Below are 16,536 nucleotides of genomic sequence, written 5' to 3' on the forward strand. Positions count from 1 at the left end.
GGGAGACTGCGCCCATGGAGTTCCTCTGCTACCACCGCGACCGGCCCGACTCCGTGACGCTGCGCCACCAGCTGCTCGAAGAGCACTGGTCCTACATGGACCGGTACGCGGAAGAGCTGATCGCCCGCGGCCCGACCTTCGACGACGACGACACCCCCACCGGAAGCGTCCACATCGTCGACCTGCCGGATCCCGCCGCCGCCCGCGCGTTCGCCTTCGACGAGCCCAACTACCAGGCCGGCGTCTACCGCGACGTACTGCTGCGGCGCTGGCGCAACCTGCTCGGGCGCACCATGTGGGAATTCCCCGGCGGCGAGACCGACCGGAACCACTACCTGGTGCTCGGCCTCGGGGGTGGGCAGCCCGCCGACCTCACCCCGCCGCCCGACCGGGACGAACTGATCGCCTACGGCCCCCTCCTGTCCGACGACGGCGCCACCTGGCTGGGCACGGCCGTACTCCTCCGGGCACCGGACGAGAAGGCGGCCCGCGCCGTACTGACCCCGGAGCGGTACGCCGACATCGAGGTGCACAGGTGGACCTTCGGCGGGCGTCCCTCGTAACCCGGGCCGGGGTCGGCGTGCGCACGACCTCGCGGCGCGCGGAGGTCACGCCGGTCGGTCGGCCCACGCGCCGGCGGGACGGGAACGGTACAGCCGCGCGTAGTACCGTCCCGCGCTCTCCAGGCCGTGGGGCTCCTGACCGCTTCGCAGCACCGCCGCAACGGCCTGGTGCTGTTCCTCCGGGGTCACGAACAGCCGTTGGGGGTGGAGGTCGGCCGGGTCGGACCGGGTGACCAGTCCGTAGGAGTTCAGGCAGTCGATGACCGGCTGGTAGTCGACCGTGCGCAGGATGAAGGCACTGATCCACACGGGGTGGCGGGCCTGGCCCAGCAGGGCGGAGACGGTGCGGTCGGTGACGTAACTCCCGGCACCCGTGGAGAGGATCAGGCCGGTGTGCGCCATCGCACGACGCACCGATGCGTCCGGTTCCTCCTGCTCCAGGTTGACCGAACAGGCGTCGTCCAGGAGACCCACGGCCAGGGCGTAGGAGAGCGCGTTCCCCGCGATGTCGAGGCCGACGACCGGTACGGCGTGGCGGTGGCGTCGGGCGGCGTAGAACTGCTTGTCCCGCTCGACCAGTTCCTCCGTCGTCAGACGGTCCAACGCGGGGTCGGTGTAGTGGGCGTAGAGATCCGCGAGCGTCAGGTCGTGGTTCAGCAGGGCGGCGTTGATGCCGTAGGAGCAGCACAGGTCGAGGACGGCGACCCGGTCCGTGCGGTCGGCCGCCCGAAGGCGCTCGTCGAGGGTCCGGCGGAACTCCGCCTGCGCGTGGTGCGGGATCTGGTAGTCGAGAGGAGCCAGCCGGGCGAAGTAGGCCCGGGGATCGGGCTGGTCGTAGATGTCGTCGAAACGGGCCTTGCCCTGGCCCCGCCCGTAACCGAAGGCGGTCTGATCGTCCATCCGGTCTCCCTGCTCGATGCGGTCGCTGCGCTCGCGACTCGTCGTGACTGGATCACCGGCTTCAACGAGGCCGGCGGCCGGCTACGACCCGGACCGGCGGAAGATCACCCGAACGTGCCGGGCGGCCTTACGCGGATGGCGTACGGCCGCCCGGTCCGGGACCGGGCCGTCGGGGCTTCCGGCGCTCCGGCCGGCCGGTGGTCCCGGTCGTCAGCGGACCGGCAGCACCCGGGTGTGCTCCTCGCGGACGGCCTGGAGGGCGTTCGGCCGGAGGCCGAGGAGCTTCAGGACGGTCGGGGCGATCTGCTTGGTCTCGACCCTCCCGTCGTGGCGGACGCCGTTCGGGGTGGCGGCGCCGGAGACGACCAGCGGGACGTCCAGGTCGTCGGCGTGGTCGCCGCCGTGCTCCGCGATCTTGCTGCCACCGGTGTAGACGACGCCGTACTGGGCGACACCGAAGACGTCCGGGACCCGGGGGTCGCCCGGCTCGACGTGGAAGTAGTCGGCGGCCGCCTTGCCGGCGTACGCCTGCTGGATGCCGCTCCTGGTGAAGGGGCGGGCCTTGCCGTCGATGTCGACGCCGTTGCCGGACTGCGCCAGCAGGTGGTCCTTGGCGAACTCGGTGGCGGCCGCGGAGCGGTCGTTCAGCCAGAGCAGCACGCCGTCGTCGTCGACGGCGTGGGCGACCAGGTCGCCGGCACCGGGGTGGGCGGCCTTCCAGGCGGCGTTGAGGCCGTCCAGCAGGGGGCCGTCGTCGATCCGGTTGAGGGCGGTCGGGTCGATCGGCGACTGGCCGTGCTTGGCCGACAGGATGACCGTGGTGGAGCCGTCCAGGTGCTGCTTGCGCAGCTCGTCGGTGAGCGCGCCGATCTGCTGGTCGACGAACTCCAGGTTCTTCTCGACCAGCGGGCCGGGCACGCCCTTGCCGACGTAGCCGCCCTGGAGACCCCCGGAGCTCTTGAGCTTCTGCGCGGTGGAGACGGACTGGAAGTTCAGGCCGAAGACCGCCGGGGTGCCGACCTGCTGCGAGCGGCTGTGGTCGTAGCCGTCGATCTCGTTGAGGACGGCCTGCACCTTGTACGCGTCGTACTGCTCGGTGGCCCGGTTGTCCTTGGTCCAGTCGCCGCCATAGCCGGGCGCCTTGCTGTTGATCTCCGGGGTGAAGAGGTCCTGGATGCCCTCGCCGGAGGGGCCGTTGAGGATGTCGTAGGCGGCGTGCTTGTCCGACCACGCGGTGCGCAGCCCGGCCTGGCGGGCCACCTCGAAGACGGTGTTCACCTGGAGGTAGGAGTGCGGCTGGACGGGCCGGCAGGTCCGCGGGTCGACCGGCAGCTTGGCGGGGTCGATCAGGGTCTGCGGCCGGCCGGTCATCCGCAGGATGGAGCCGGGCAGTCCGGCCAGGCCCTGGCCGGCGTCGATCGAGTCCTGGTTCCGGTCGAGGTCCTCGGTGAGGTCGACCTCGGCGCCGGGCCTGGCGCCCTTGCAGTCGGTGGTGCCGGCCGGGAGCAGCGCGGCGTCGTAGGTGTCGTCGTAGTAGACGCCGGTGGTGCCGGGGCCGCCGCCGGTCAGCTGCGCGACCATGCCGGGGAAGGAGTCGGAGGGGTTGGTGGTGCTGGCGTGGGTGTACTCGACACCGCCACGGACCAGCCGGGCCAGGGCCGACTGCGGGTGCGCGGCCGTGAACCGGGCCAGGTCCGACTGGTGCAGGCCGTCGACCGAGACCAGCAGCACGTGCTGGGCACGGGCACCACGGCCCTCCTCGGCAGCGGCGGCCTGGGCGACGGTGGATCCGGCCAGCACACCGGCGGCGCCGAGGGTGGCGGCCAGCCGGAGGTAACGACGGGTCACGAAGGGCTCCTGTGGGAGGGGGAGGGGAGGTGGCGGCGGTGGTGCGGCCCCCAGGCTGGGAGCCCTCGGTGTACCGTCGGCGGCCGGCACATGAACAGCACCGGACCGCCGTGCGGAGAGATGTTCGGTTTTACCCAGTTCTCACCAACTCGCGGCTCTTTCATGGGAGTTGTGCAGAGACATGACAGGTGCCGTCCGACCTGCGGGCCCCTCCTTGCGGGTGACCCCGACCCGGCGGCCCGCGCCGCGCCGACGAAGCCCTGGCCCCGCCGGCCCGCGCCGCGCCGACGAAGACCTGGACCCGGGCACCGGAAGCGGTCCGCCGGATCCTGCCGGCCGATCCGAGGCGCAGGTCCGCGCCGCGGCCGGCTCGACCTACTTCTGGCGGGACCGGGCGCAGGTCCTTTCGTTGGCCGAGGCGGCCCTGTAGCGCCCGGATCAGGTGCATGGGTCCGTGGACGTGGGGAAACAAGCACTGTGTGGGCGAAACACCAGGGCGCACGCCCGTGGCGGCCGACGGGCGGCTGGGCGTGCCGGCCGAGCACCCCGGACTGAGCGATCCGCACTACCTGCGACGGCGCCGGGCCCTCGCCGCCGCGGCGCGCGGACACCGGGTCGGCGATCCGGCGCCGTGGGTCGAGTACAGCGACAGCGAGGAACGGACGTGGCGGACCGTCCACCGGGCGCTGTGGGCGGCCCAGAGCGAGCATGCCTGCCGCGCCGTCCTCGACGCCAGGGAGCAGGCACCGATCCCCGCCGACCGCATCCCGCAGCATGCCGAGGTCGGACCGGAACTGCGGCGCAGGACGGGCTTCGAGTTCACCCTCGCGGGAGGCGTCGTCGCCAACAAGCGGTTCCTCGGCGCGATGGCCGCCGGCTACTTCCACGCCGTGCAGTTCGTCCGGCACCCCGCCGTACCGCTGTTCACCCCCGAGCCCGATGTCATCCACGACGTCCTCGGCCACGGGATCCACCTGTCCTGCCCGGCGTTCGCCGACATCTACCGAGCGATCGGCCGTACCGCCGAGCGCATCGACGACGCGGACGTCCTGCAGATGATCAGCGACGTCTACTGGTTCACGCTGGAGTACGGCGTCCTCGACGAAGGCGGCAGGCCGAAGGCCTTCGGGGCGGCCCTGCTGTCCTCCTACGGGGAGATCCGGCGCCTGCGGCTGGCCCAGGTACGTGCCCTGGACGTCGGGGCCGTGCTTGCCACCCCGTACGAGATCTCCGGCTACCAGCCGGTCCTGTTCAGTGCCCGCTGCCTCCACGAGGTCGCCGACACCTTGAACGTCTTCCTGGAGAAGCTCGACGAAGGGAGCGCGCCGCGCTTCGGCCGCGGCCCGGCCGCCGCCCGGCGAACCGGCTGACGGAGCGGGCGGGTCAGGCGACTCGGAGGCTCATTCCGACGGGAGGATGCGGCGCAGCCAGCGGGTGCGGGCGGCGAGGGCGTCCTGGGAGACGGCCGCGTGGGGGGCGAGGGTGTCGAAGCCGTGGCAGGCGCCGGGCCATACGTGCAGTTCGGCGTCGCCGCCTGCTCGCCAGATGGCGTCGGCGTAGGCGACGGCCTCGTCGCGGAAGGTTTCGGCGGAGCCCACCTCGACGTAGGTGGCGGGGAGCCGCGAGTGGTCGGTGGCGCGGGCCGGGGCGGCGTAGGGCGAGAGGTCGGCGGCGCCGTAGCGGTCGCCGAGGATGGCCTGCCAGGCGGTGGCGTTGGAGGCGCGGTCCCAGGTGTCGTGGCCGACCATCTGGTGGCTGGAGAAGGTGTCGCCGCGGTCGTCGAGCATCGGGCTCAGCAGCAGCTGGCCGATCGGGGCCGGGCCGCCGCGGTCGCGGGTCAGCAGGGCGAGGGCGGCGGCGAGTCCGCCGCCGGCGCTCTTGCCGCCGATCACCAGGCGCCGCGCGTCCACGCCCAGCGCGTCGGCGTTCTCGACGACCCAGGTGAGCCCGGCCCAGCAGTCGTCGACGGCCCCCGGGAAGCGGGTGCGCGGCGCGAGCCGGTACTCGACGGACACCACGGCCAGGCCCAGCGGCAGCGCCCATGAGCGCAGCAGCCGGGGCAGGACGGACCAGGCGTTGCCCGTCACCATTCCGCCACCGTGCAGGTAGAACAGCACCGGCAGCGTGCCGCCGACTCCGGCGGGCCGCCCGGAGAGGAGCGTGACCTCTCCCGCGCCGTCGGCCCGGGGTGCGCGCAGCTCCGCCACCTCGAAGCGGCCGCCGTCGCGCAGCTGGTCGAGCGTCGGACGGGGCCGGGTGGCGGCGTCGCGCTCCTGCCAGGCCGCCAGGTCCTCCGGGGTGAGCACCCCGCGCGCCCGCTCACCGGCGGCCGCCACCGCGGCTCCCACCTGCGGATCCAACGGCGGCACCCGTCGGGCCGGCACCTCGTCCATCACAGCACCCCCTGACCGAGGGGCGCCCGGCGGCGCCCCGACCGGTCCAGCTTGCCAGCCGGGCTCGGACGGCTTCTTCGCGCCCCGGCCCCGCCGCCGAAAACCGGTGGACCGCCGGACCGGCCCGGCGGTTGACTGGGCGGGTCGACGTGTCGCCGGGCGGGGAGGGGGAGCTGTGGAGGACCCGCAATTCACCGTGGAATTGGCCGGTGCCTCGCCCCGCGGTGCGGCCGCGCTCAAGGCGGTCCGCACTGTGACCGGTCTGAGCCTGTGGCGCAGTGGCCAGGTGCTGGACACCGGGGCGGCCACCCTCGTGAAGGACGTCCCGTTCGAGATCGCCTCCCGTGCGGCACAGGTCCTGCGCCAGGCGGGGGTACCGGTCGCCGTCCGCTGCGACTGGTGTCGGCGTACCCTGCCCCAGGACGGCTCCCCGGTCGATCCGGGGCCGTGTGCTTCGCGGTACTGGGAGACCGCCCATTGCCAGGCCAACTCGATGACCAGCTGCGACTGCGACTTCTGCGCCACGTACGCCCCGTCGGAGAGCCTGCCGGGTGAGCACGAGGGCGAGGAGGACGGTGGAGGCCGGCCTCGCGGGCAGTTGCTCGCCCGGGAGGCCGACCGAGGTGGTGAGCGGCGGACCGGTCACCGGAACGCCCGCCGTGGGGCGGATCAGCTGGACGCCGGGGCGCCGAACCAGCGGGTGAGGGACGGTCGCAGGGCCTCCTCCGGGGTACCGATCCAGCAGACGTAGCCGTCCGGTCGCACCAGCATCGGCTCGACCGCCGCAGCATCCCGCCCGAGGCAGCCGACCCGGTCGACCCGGTCCGTCCAGGGGGCGAGGGTCCCGGCCAGGGTGCCCAGGGGGTCGACCAGCACCCCGCGTCCGGAGCGCAGCAGTTCGTGCAGCCGGGCCGGGCCGAGGTCGACGTCCGGGGCGGGGCCGCCGAGGAGCGGGTGGGGAGCGGCGTCCGGCATCGGGTAGCGGGTGGCCATTCCGGCCATCATGTCGCCGAGGCGGCGCCGCACCTCCGGCAGCTCGGCCAGTTCGGTGAAGATCTCCCGGGTGGCCGTCACCTCCGGGTCGCCGGTGCCCTCCCAGTCCATCAGCAGGCTCTGCGCCTGGACGTTGCGCAGCACCAGGGCGCCGGCCAGGTGGCGTTCGGTGTGGTAGCTGTCGAGCAGGCCCTCCGGTGCCCAGCCGCGCACGGCCGCGCCGAGCTTCCAGCCCAGGTTGAAGGCGTCCTGCATGCCGGTGTTCATGCCCTGGGCGCCGAGCGGGAGGTGCACGTGGGCGGCGTCGCCGGCCAGGAAGACCCGACCGTGCCGGTACCGCGCGACCTGCCGGGCCGCGTTGGTGATCCGCCGGGCGTGGCGGAGTTCGAGCAGCCGCACCCGTTCGCCGAACACGGCCAGCAGCCCGGTGCGGATCTCCTCCTCGGTGATCGGGACGTCCCTGGGCACCGAGCGGCCCGGCCCGCCCAGGGCGAGGCGGCGCAGCGGCCTGCCCCGGTCGTCGGTGCCGAGCGGGAACACCGCCGCCCAGGTGCCGTCCTCGGCGCGGTGGTGCGTCCCCAGCTCCTCGGTGCCGCTGAGCCTGACGTCGGCGGCGATCGTGGTCGCCGTGCCCGCCCGGCCGGGGAACTCGGCCTTCAGCAGGGAGCGCGCCGTGCTGTGGCCGCCGTCTGCGGCGATCAGGTAACGGGCGCGTACGGTACGGCCGTTGGCGAAGCCCGCGGTGACGCCTTCCTCGTCCTGGGCGAGCTGGACCAGTTCGTGGTCGCGCCGGACGCGCAGGCCCTGCGCGGCGAGGTGTTCCTCGAAGAAGCCCTCCAGGTCGACCTGCGGGACGGAGCGCCACGGCAGCCGGGGACGGGCGGCGCTGTCGGTGGGCAGCGGGATGCCGGCGAAGTGGCTGGTGCCGGCCGGGTGGTCCCCCGTGGCCAGCAGCGGTTCCAGCAGGCCGCGCTGGTCGAGCGCCTCGACCGTGCGGGACTGCATGCCGCCGGCCCGGGACAGGGCGCTGCGCTGCGGCAGCCGGTCGGCCAGTACGGTCGATGCGCCCGCCAGCAGCAGTTCGTTGGCCGCCGTCAGTCCGGTCGGGCCGGCGCCGACGACGAGTACGTCGGTGTCCATGGTTCTCTCCCTGGTCTCCGTCGAACAGTGGTTCTCGTGACGGGATCAACGCTCGTCCCACCCGGGGCGGTTGGACGAGTGACCGGGGCGATGACGGCGGGATCCGACACCGGCTACGCTCGGCGCGGTGGAATCCGACTACGACGATCTGGACCGCCGCCTGGTCCACGCCCTGCAGGTCGACGGCCGGGCCCCGTTCAGCACGATCGCGGCCGTTCTCGGGGTGTCGGACCGCACCGTCGCCCGCCGGTACGCCAGGCTGCGCTCGACCGGTGCGGTGCGGGTGCTCGGCGGGATCGACCCGACGGCGCTGGGCGCGGTGCTGTGGCTGCTGCGGGTGCGCTGCGCCCCCTCCGCGGCGGTCGCGGTCGCCGAGGCGCTGGCCCGGCGCCCGGAGACCTCCTGGGTGAGCCTGTCCTCCGGCGGCACCGAGATCACCTGCACGGTCCGCACCGAGAGCGAGGCCGACAGCGAGGCGTTGCTCCTGGCCCGGCTCCCCCGTACCCCGCGGGTGGAGGGGGTGAGCGCCCACTCCGTGCTGCACACCTTCTTCGGCGGCCCGGACAGCCTCATCGGCAAGCTGGGCCCGCTGGACGCGCGGGCCGTCGAGGCGCTGCGCCCGGAGCCGTCACCCCGCCGCCCGCTGCCGGACCGGCCAGGGCCCGTACGGCTCGACGACGGCGACCGCAGGCTGCTCGCCGCCCTCGCCGCCGACGGCCGCGCCGGTTTCGAGCAGCTGGCCGAGCTGACCGGATGGTCGCCCAGCACGGTCCGGCGCCGGATGACGGAGCTGCGCGAACGCGGGGTGCTCTACCTGGACATCGACTGCGACAAGCGCCTGCTGGGCGTCGGCACCCGGACGCTGCTGTGGCTCTCCGTCGCTCCCCCACACCTGGAAGCGGCCGGCCGGGCGCTGGCGAGCCACCCCGAGGTCGCCTTCGCCGCCGCCACCACCGGCCCGACCAATCTGTACGCCACCGTGGTCTGCGCGGACCAGCGGGCGCTGTACCGCTACCTGACCAGCAGGGTCGGCGCGCTCCCGGGCGTCCTCCAGGTGGAGACGGCGCCGGTGATCCGGACCGTCAAGCAGGCCGCGCCCCGGGCGTAGCGGTCGTCGACGCCCGGCCGCACGCCCGCCGTACCGCACCCCCGCCGTGCCCCGCCGTGCCGTGCCGTGCCGTGCCGTGCCGTGCCGTGCCGTGCCGAGACGCTTTCACACCCCTGATCAGCGATTGTCCGGAAATCGCCGCATGTCCGTAATGAACGGTTGTGTTCCTTATCGGCCGGGTCTACTGTCGTTGGTGGTGAACGAATCCGTCCCCCTGCCCCTCGTTCACCCCCGAGCCATTGGGGAACCTGCCATGGCCACCTCGCGTGCCCTGGCCACGGCTCCGCCCGCGACCGCACGTCGGGGCCAGCACCCAGGGATAGCCCTCACCGTCATCGCGGCCACCCAGCTGATGGTGGTTCTCGACATCACGATCGTGAACATCGCCCTGCCGCACATCCAGCAGGCGCTGAAGTTCTCCACCACCGACCTGTCCTGGGTGATCAACGCCTACACCCTCACCTTCGGCGGACTGCTGCTGCTCGGCGGGCGCACCGGCGACATCCTCGGGCGCCGGCGGGTGTTCATCGTCGGCGTGCTGGTGTTCGGCCTGGCCTCCCTGCTCGGCGGGGTCGCCCAGTCCTCGGCCTGGCTGCTGGCGGCCCGGGCGCTCCAGGGGGCGGGCGGGGCGATCGCCTCACCGACCGCGCTGGCGCTGATCGCCACCAACTTCAAGGAGGGCCCGGAGCGCAACCGCGCGTTCGGGGTGTACTCCGCCGTGGCCGGTGCGGGAGGGGCGGTGGGCCTGCTGCTCGGCGGCATGCTGACCTCCTGGCTGTCCTGGCGGTGGGTGCTGTTCGTCAACGTGCCGATCGCCGTCGCGATCGCCCTGCTGGCGCCGCTGTACATCAACGAGTCCGAGCGGCATCCCGGGCGCTTCGACCTGACCGGCGCGTTCACCGCCACGGCGGGCATGGTGTCGCTGGTGTACGGCTTCATCCGGGCCTCCGACCACGGCTGGACGGACGCCGTCACGCTGACCGCGTTCTGCCTGGCGGTCGTGCTGCTGGCGGCCTTCGTGGTCAACGAACGGCGGGTGCCCCAGCCGATCACCCCGCTGCACCTGTTCCGCGAACGCAACCGCTCCGGCGCGTACGGGCTGATGCTGTGCGTGGCGGCGACGATGTTCAGCATCTTCTTCTTCATCACCCTGTTCGTGCAGGAGATCCTCGACTACAGCCCGCTGCGGGCCGGCTTCGCTTTTCTGCCGATCAGCGCCGCGATCGTCGCGGCCGCCCAGTTCGCCGCGCGCAACCAGCTGCGCTGGGGTCCCAAGCCCTTCCTGGTCACCGGCTCGGTCCTGGTGCTGTGCGGGGTGTTCTGGGCGACCAGGATCGACATCGACAGCACCTTCGCGGGCGGCATCCTCGGCCCGACGCTGCTGTTCGGCTTCGGGATGGGCTCGATCTTCGTCCCGGTGATGCTCACCGCCGTGTCGCAGGTGGCCCCGCACGAGACCGGGGCGGCCACCGGGATGCTCAACACCACCCAGCAGGTGGGCGGTTCGCTCGGCCTGTCGATCCTGGTCACGGTGTACGGCACGGCGAGCCGCAACGAGGCCCGGCAGCAGGTCGGGAGGTTCCTCCTCCATGCCACCCCGCAGGAGGCCGCCCGGTTCCGGGCGAGCGGGAAGCTGCCGGCGCCGTACTCCTCGGAGGTACTGGTGCACGGCATCGCGACCGCCTTCCGGATGGGCCTGGTGTTCGCCGCGCTCGCGGTGCTGATCGCGGTGTTCGTCATCAAGGTGCCACGGCTGCCGCAGGCTCCGGACACCGGCCCTTCGAAGGGGGCGCCGGGGGTCGGCCCTTCGGGGGGCGGTACTTGACAGACCGTCGGGGCTTCCAGGAGAGTCCTTCTCGCAAATGGTTTTCATCTTCGCTAACCGTTCCCCGGCCGCGCCCTGTGCGCGCCCCGCGAAAGAGGACCCCCATGTCGCTCGACGTCTCCCCCGCCCTGCTCGACCAGGCCCGCAACGGCCGCGTGGACGAGGCCGACTTCCTCGACACCGTGCGCGGCTCGCTCCCGTACGCCTACCAGGTCGTCGCCGGACTCAGCACCGAACTCGCCGCCACCGGCGCCGAGTTCACCACCGACAACACCACGCCCAGTGACGAGGAGCGCGCCCAGCTGCTGCGCGCGCTGGCCAGCAACGCCATCCGGGGCAGCCTGGAGGACCACTTCGGCGTGAAGCTCGCCTTCGTCAACTGCCACCGCGTCGGCGCCTTCCGGCCCGGTTCCGAGGACAGCGAGGCGTACCGCGAGTTCACCTCGCTGCACAACCAGATCCGCAACCAGAGCCCGGAGCTGCGCAGCTGCTGACCCGCACGCGCACGGCCGCGCCGGGTGCCCGCCCCGGACGGGTGGGCGCCCGGCGCGGGTTCCCCGGTGTTGCACCGCGTTGCGGCCCGTTGCGATCCGCTGTCCGGATCGCCCGCCGATCTTGTCGGCCCGCGGACGGCCTGCGTACGGTCGACGGGCACCAGCCGTCCGGCCCTCCCCGGGCCGCAAGATCCCACGCGGAGCCGCCACCATGCCGCCCTCCCCCCGCCCGCTGCGGAAACTCGGCTTCCTCACCATCGGGCTCTTCGACGAGGCCGACCCGCGCCGGGGCCACGACTCCACCCTCGACCTGATCGCCCTCGGCGAGCGGCTCGGCTTCGACAGCGCCTGGCTGCGCCACCGCCACCTCCAGTACGGGATCTCCTCGCCCGTCGCCGTCCTCGCCGCCGCCACCCAGCGCACCAGCCGGATCGAGCTCGGCACCGCCGTCACCCCGCTCGGCTGGGAGAACCCGCTGCGGCTCGCCGAGGACCTCGCCACCGTCGACGTGCTCTCCGGCGGCCGGCTCAACCCCGGCTTCAGCGTCGGCCTGCCCACCCACTACGAGCACGTGCGCGGCGCCCTCTACCCGGACACCGGCGACCACGAGGACTTCGGCCACCGCCGCGCCGAACGGCTGCTCGCCCTGGTCCGCGGCGAGGACGCCTCCGACTTCGCCGGCACCGAGGGCATCGAGGTGTACTCGCGCCGCGTCCAGCCGCACTCACCCGGCCTGGCCGACCGGCTCTGGTACGGCGCGGGCAGCCTGCGCTCGGCCCGCTGGGCCGGCGAGCACGGACTCAACCTGCTGACCAGCAGCGTGGTCAAGCCCGAACCGGACGATGCCGCACGGGACTTCGCCGAGATCCAGGCCGAGCTGATCCGCGCCTTCCGGGCCCTGCACCCCGAGGGCGAGCGCGCCCGGGTCTCCCAGGGCCTGGTGGTCATCCCCACCGACAGCGCCACCCCCGAGCAGCGCGCCAGGTACGAGGCGTACGCCCTCGCCCGCACCCCGCGCACCCTCGCGCCGCAGGGCCCGGCCCGGCTGCTCTTCGCCCCCGACCTGGTCGGCACCTCCCAGGAGCTCGCCGAACGGCTGCACGCCCACGCCGGTTACCGGGAGGTCGACGAGGTCGCCTTCGCCCTGCCGTTCACCTTCGGGCACGAGGACTACGTCCAGATCCTCACCGACCTCGCCACCCGGCTCGGGCCGGCCCTCGGCTGGTCTCCCGCGGTCTGACGAAGCCGGGCCGCCGACCCGCCGGCGCGGTGCCCGCCGATCGCACCGGCCGTTTGCGCTGCCCGAATGACGCGCTCCTGCTTCCGGGTCCTCTTGGCCGTCCGGTGCCCGCGCCCGCGCGCCGGGACCGGGCGGCCTCCGCGCTCCCGACCCGGCCGCCACGCGGCCCCGCTGGCCTGCGCCGTTCCGTACCCCACTGTGGCGGTCACGTTCCGTAGCCACCGAGGTGCGACGGCCCCCGCTCCCTGATAGCCGTTGTGACGGCAGAACCGAGTGGGCGCGATTCCGGTCGCCCACTCGCCATCCACCGGGGGGAGTCACAAGGAGGCCGGTATGAAACCGGAACACAACGGACACGGACAGGTCGACGGCAAACCGACCAACCTGGAGGACGTCGAGTCACTCCTGGTCGGCGGCCTGGAGGGGAAGCAGAAGCACCTGGAGGCCACCGAGGCGGGCCCGGCCCGGATCGAACCGGCCAAGCTCCAGCCCGCGATCGAACTGCACGTGTGCATGGGCTTGAACGCGTGCCGTGGCCACGGGTTCGGCGGGACCGGGGAGATGGCGGGCATGGGCGACTGCGCCACCGTCTTCCACGTCTGCCACGGCGCCAACGAGTGCCGCGGGCAGGGTGGTTGCGGCTACAGCGGGTCCGACGCGGAGCAGGCCAAGCCGGGCGCCCAGGACTGCCGGTGGAACGGCAGCTGCGCCAGCCCGATCAACGTCAGCCGGGTGCACGCGGCCGGCCCGTACCGCGGCACCAGCGTGTGGAAGCGGGCCCGCAAGATCTTCGAGCACCGGATGTTCGAGGCCGGCATCCCGTTCGGCCCCTCGCCGGGCGAGGGCTACCCCGACGACCTCGTGCCCAGCTACGAGAAGCCGCACGGCAAGAGCGCCGCCGGCTCGTGACCGGCCGCGCCACACCGGTGGACGTTCCCGGCCGCTCCGGTCTCGGACTCGGCCTGGGCCTGCGCTTCCCGCACCTCAAGGAGGTGCTGGAGACCTGGCCCTCCGAGGTGGGCTGGTTCGAGATCATCTCCGAGAACTTCATGGACTCCGGCGGCTACCCGCGCCATGCCCTCGACCGGATCGCCGAGCGCTACCCGATCGTCATGCACGGCGTCTCGCTGTCGATCGGCAGCACCGACCCGGTGGACCGCGACTACCTCGACCGGCTGGGCCGCCTGGCCCGGGCCACCGGGGCGCGCTGGGTGTCCGACCACATCTGCTGGACGGGCACGGCGGGGGTCAACACCCACGACCTGCTGCCGGTGCCGTTCACCGAGGAGTCGCTCGCCCACCTGGTGCGTCGCGTGCGCCTGGTCCAGGACGTCCTGGAGCGGCCTCTGGTCCTGGAGAACCCGAGCACGTACGCGGCGTTCGCGGGTGCGAGCATGCCGGAGTGGGAGTTCGTCGCCCGCCTGGCCGACGAGTCCGGCTGCGGCCTCCTGCTGGACGTCAACAACGTCTACGTCTCGGCCGTCAACCACGGGTTCGACCCGCAGCAGTACGTCCGGGCGCTCCCCGCCGAGCGGGTGGTGCAGATCCACCTCGCCGGGCACACCCACCTCGGGACGCACATCATCGACACCCACGACCAGCCGGTGGCCGAACCCGTCTGGGAGCTCTACGAGTTGGCGCTCTCGCTGACCGGACCCGTGCCCACCCTGCTGGAGTGGGACGACCGCATCCCACCCCTGCCCGAACTGCTCGCCGAGCTCCACAAGGCCCGCCGCCACCTGCCGGAACCGGTCGCGGTGGGCCGTGGCTAGCCCGACCGATGCGACCGCCGCCGCCCAACGCTGGTTCCAGGAGGCCGTCCTGGCCCCGTACGGGCCCCGGAAGGACCGGTCCGCCGACACCGTGCTGGCGGCCGCCGCCCAGCTCTCCCCCGGCCAGTGCCTGGAGGTCTACCGGCGCGGCTACCGGCTGCGCCTGCTGGAGGCGATGCGTGGGCTCCACCCCGCCCTGCGGGCGCTGTTGGGCGACGAGCTGTTCGACGACTGCGCCCTGGAGTACCTGGACTCCCGTCCGTCCCGCTCCTACACCCTGTTCCAACTCGACGCGCACTTCGCCGAGTTCCTGGCCGAGCACCGGCCCGACCGGGACCGGCCGGCCGCCGGGCGCGAGGCGTGGATCGACGTGGTCATCGATCTGGCGCGCTACGAGCGGGCGTTCGCCGAGGTGTACGACGGCCCCGGCACCGAGGGTCTGCCGGAAACCCCAGCCGTCCCGCCGCCGCACGGCCGCGTACGGCCGGCCCCGTCGCTGCGGCTGCTCGTCCTGAGCGCACCGGTGCACACCTACGCGGCGGCCGTCCGCCGGGGCCTGCCCGCCGAGGATCCGCTGCCGAGGCGGGTTCCGCTGGTGCTCTCCCGGCGCGACTACGTCGTCACGGCCACCGAACTGACCGACCCCGCCCACCGGTTCCTCACCGCCCTGGTCGAGGGCGGCACCGTCCGCACGGCCGCCGCCGGAACGGGCCTGGACGAGGCCGCCGCCGCACACCTGCTCCACCGCTGGACGGCGGACGGCTGGATCCTGGCCGATCCGCTCCCCCCAACCCCCACCGTCAGGAGACACCCATCGTGACCGCCACCACCTCCGCCCTCGACGAGGCCCTCGTCCCCACCTTCCTCACCGACGAGACCACCAGGGTCAACGCCGGGGAACCCATCACCACCCGGGAGGAGTTGATCAAACACCTCAGGCAGGCCGCCCGCCTGGAGATGATCACCATCCCGATGTACCTCTACCCGTCCTTCTCCATCGCCTCGCGCGGCTACTCCCAGTGGGACCCGGGGATGGGCGCGTTCCGGCTGATCCGCAGCATCGTGGTGGAGGAGATGCTGCACCTCTGTCTGGTCCGCAACCTGCTGGTGGCGCTCGGGGAGGGCGACAAGGTCACGTTCTACGACCAGGACTTCATGCCGGGCTTCCCGATGTACATGCCGCACCGCTGGCCGCCGCTCAAGCTCCACATGGGGCCGTGCTCGCGGGAGCTGGTCCGGGACGTCTTCATGGAGTTCGAGAAGCCCGCGGCGAAGAACCGCCCCCAACCCGTGCCGCCCGGCTGGTACCCGAGCATCGGCGCGTTCTACGAGGCCGTCGGCGAGGGGCTCAAGTACCTCGACGGCAAGGTCCCGGACCTATGGAAGTCCAACAAGCCCGACCTCCAGTACGTGGCGGCCTACTGGAACAAGGACGGCGGCGGCGAACCCGTCCTGATCAAGGACCTGAAGACCGCCCAGGGGGCTCTGAAGATCATCGTCGACCAGGGCGAGGGGACCAAGGACAACAAGCTCTCCGTCCCCATCGACCCGCTCAAGCCCGTCCCCGGCCTGGACGAGATGCCCCACTACATCAAGTTCAAGCGGATCGCGGACGGCGTCGAACCGATCGGCCCGGTCTGGCCGCTGCCCACCGACCCCGAGGCGAAGCTCTACGCCGCCGACCAGGCCGTCACCAGCCTCAACGCCCTCTTCAACGCGGTGTACTGCTACGTCCTGCACATGATCGACATGATCTACCGGACCTCACGGAAGGACGTCCGGGCGGGCAAGCAGAGCCCGCGCTACCACTACGAGCGGACCTTCATGGCCACCATGCAGGGCATCCTCGTCTCGATCTCCGAGGTGATGGCCGCCACCCAGGTCAACCTGACGCAGGACGTGCCGCTCCACGCCGGCCCCACCTTCGAGTTCCACAAACTGCCCGGCGCCGGGAAGAACAAGCAGCACCTGATGAAGCTGTGCGACGCCGCGATGGTCCACTTCCCCCAGCTCGGCGGCGACAACAGCGTGCGCTGGCTGATCAGCAAGCTCCCCGACGCGGTCTGACCCGAGGGTCGCCCTCCTCGCATCCTCCGGCCGGCCCGGTTCCCCATCCCTGGGGAGCCGGGCCGGTCGCGTTCCCCCTGCCACGGGCGGCCCCCGCCCCGCCCCCCGGCCGGGGCCGGGCCCCGCGGCCCCCACCCCGGGCGGGGCCAATAACCACGTTCAGTGTTTGGAGCGAGGGTACCGGGGGCCGGGC

At 72.9% G+C, this 16,536-nt stretch carries 14 protein-coding genes; 10 read left to right on the forward strand and 4 right to left on the reverse strand.

The window, feature by feature from the left end:
• Window positions 1-14 precede the first annotated feature (14 nt).
• Window positions 15-563, forward strand: coding sequence for a YciI family protein (locus ACZ6Z8_RS00705; protein ID WP_465604737.1), 549 nt, complete (start codon window positions 15-17; stop codon window positions 561-563).
• A gap of 45 nt (window positions 564-608) precedes the next feature.
• Here ACZ6Z8_RS00705 and ACZ6Z8_RS00710 read toward each other — a convergent pair whose 3' ends face one another.
• On the reverse strand, window positions 609-1,463 hold the full coding sequence (locus ACZ6Z8_RS00710; protein ID WP_465604740.1) for a hypothetical protein: 855 nt from the start codon (window positions 1,461-1,463) through the stop codon (window positions 609-611).
• Window positions 1,464-1,673: 210 nt separating this feature from the next.
• The gene (locus ACZ6Z8_RS00715) at window positions 1,674-3,311 is read right to left on the reverse strand and encodes an alkaline phosphatase family protein (protein ID WP_465604743.1); all 1,638 of its coding nucleotides are present in this window, start codon (window positions 3,309-3,311) and stop codon (window positions 1,674-1,676) included.
• A 506-nt stretch (window positions 3,312-3,817) separates the two neighbouring features.
• Here ACZ6Z8_RS00715 and ACZ6Z8_RS00720 point away from each other — a divergent pair.
• The gene (locus ACZ6Z8_RS00720; protein WP_465604745.1) at window positions 3,818-4,681 is read left to right on the forward strand and encodes a phenylalanine 4-monooxygenase; all 864 of its coding nucleotides are present in this window, start codon (window positions 3,818-3,820) and stop codon (window positions 4,679-4,681) included.
• Window positions 4,682-4,711: 30 nt separating this feature from the next.
• Here ACZ6Z8_RS00720 and ACZ6Z8_RS00725 read toward each other — a convergent pair whose 3' ends face one another.
• Window positions 4,712-5,704, reverse strand: a complete 993-nt coding sequence (locus ACZ6Z8_RS00725) for an alpha/beta hydrolase (protein ID WP_465604748.1) — start codon at window positions 5,702-5,704, stop codon at window positions 4,712-4,714.
• Window positions 5,705-6,373: 669 nt separating this feature from the next.
• Entirely contained in the window at window positions 6,374-7,837 is a 1,464-nt protein-coding gene (locus ACZ6Z8_RS00730) for an FAD-dependent monooxygenase (protein WP_465604750.1), read from the reverse strand.
• A 127-nt stretch (window positions 7,838-7,964) separates the two neighbouring features.
• Here ACZ6Z8_RS00730 and ACZ6Z8_RS00735 point away from each other — a divergent pair, with 127 nt between their 5' ends.
• The 8 genes from ACZ6Z8_RS00735 to ACZ6Z8_RS00770 all read left to right on the forward strand — a co-directional run bounded on the left by ACZ6Z8_RS00735 (window position 7,965) and on the right by ACZ6Z8_RS00770 (window position 16,343).
• Window positions 7,965-8,945: an Lrp/AsnC family transcriptional regulator gene (locus tag ACZ6Z8_RS00735; RefSeq protein ID WP_465604753.1), complete on the forward strand. Its 981-nt coding sequence runs from the start codon at window positions 7,965-7,967 to the stop codon at window positions 8,943-8,945.
• Between the two features lie 253 nt (window positions 8,946-9,198).
• Entirely contained in the window at window positions 9,199-10,770 is a 1,572-nt protein-coding gene (locus tag ACZ6Z8_RS00740; protein WP_465604755.1) for an MFS transporter, read from the forward strand.
• A 104-nt stretch (window positions 10,771-10,874) separates the two neighbouring features.
• A complete protein-coding gene (locus ACZ6Z8_RS00745) occupies window positions 10,875-11,264 on the forward strand; it encodes an SCO5389 family protein (protein ID WP_465604758.1) in 390 nt (129 codons plus the stop codon).
• A gap of 211 nt (window positions 11,265-11,475) precedes the next feature.
• Window positions 11,476-12,504, forward strand: a complete 1,029-nt coding sequence (locus ACZ6Z8_RS00750; protein WP_465604761.1) for an LLM class flavin-dependent oxidoreductase — start codon at window positions 11,476-11,478, stop codon at window positions 12,502-12,504.
• A gap of 333 nt (window positions 12,505-12,837) precedes the next feature.
• Window positions 12,838-13,413, forward strand: a complete 576-nt coding sequence (locus ACZ6Z8_RS00755) for a hypothetical protein (RefSeq protein ID WP_465604763.1) — start codon at window positions 12,838-12,840, stop codon at window positions 13,411-13,413.
• Window positions 13,410-14,276: an MNIO family bufferin maturase gene (gene bufB / locus ACZ6Z8_RS00760; protein ID WP_465604766.1), complete on the forward strand. Its 867-nt coding sequence runs from the start codon at window positions 13,410-13,412 to the stop codon at window positions 14,274-14,276. The genes ACZ6Z8_RS00755 and bufB overlap by 4 nt, the downstream gene beginning before the upstream one ends.
• Complete coding sequence (locus ACZ6Z8_RS00765) at window positions 14,269-15,096, forward strand: HvfC/BufC family peptide modification chaperone (protein WP_465604769.1); 828 nt, start codon at window positions 14,269-14,271, stop codon at window positions 15,094-15,096. The genes bufB and ACZ6Z8_RS00765 overlap by 8 nt, the downstream gene beginning before the upstream one ends.
• Window positions 15,093-16,343, forward strand: a complete 1,251-nt coding sequence (locus ACZ6Z8_RS00770; protein ID WP_465604771.1) for a ferritin-like domain-containing protein — start codon at window positions 15,093-15,095, stop codon at window positions 16,341-16,343. Before ACZ6Z8_RS00765 ends, ACZ6Z8_RS00770 begins: the two co-directional genes overlap by 4 nt.
• The last annotated feature ends 193 nt before the right edge of the window (window positions 16,344-16,536 follow it).

The sequence above is a fragment of the Kitasatospora sp. NPDC101108 genome (assembly GCF_055584725.1).

Excerpts from the sequence above, each read along its gene's own strand:
- ACZ6Z8_RS00705 (WP_465604737.1), top strand. The coding sequence starts at position 15 with ATGGAGTTCCTCTGCTACCACCGCGACCGGCCCGACTCCGTGACGCTG.
- ACZ6Z8_RS00710 (WP_465604740.1), bottom strand. The coding sequence starts at position 1,463 with ATGGACGATCAGACCGCCTTCGGTTACGGGCGGGGCCAGGGCAAGGCC.
- ACZ6Z8_RS00725 (WP_465604748.1), bottom strand. The coding sequence starts at position 5,704 with ATGGACGAGGTGCCGGCCCGACGGGTGCCGCCGTTGGATCCGCAGGTG.
- ACZ6Z8_RS00730 (WP_465604750.1), bottom strand. The coding sequence starts at position 7,837 with ATGGACACCGACGTACTCGTCGTCGGCGCCGGCCCGACCGGACTGACG.
- ACZ6Z8_RS00740 (WP_465604755.1), top strand. The coding sequence starts at position 9,199 with ATGGCCACCTCGCGTGCCCTGGCCACGGCTCCGCCCGCGACCGCACGT.
- ACZ6Z8_RS00745 (WP_465604758.1), top strand. The coding sequence starts at position 10,875 with ATGTCGCTCGACGTCTCCCCCGCCCTGCTCGACCAGGCCCGCAACGGC.
- ACZ6Z8_RS00750 (WP_465604761.1), top strand. The coding sequence starts at position 11,476 with ATGCCGCCCTCCCCCCGCCCGCTGCGGAAACTCGGCTTCCTCACCATC.
- ACZ6Z8_RS00755 (WP_465604763.1), top strand. The coding sequence starts at position 12,838 with ATGAAACCGGAACACAACGGACACGGACAGGTCGACGGCAAACCGACC.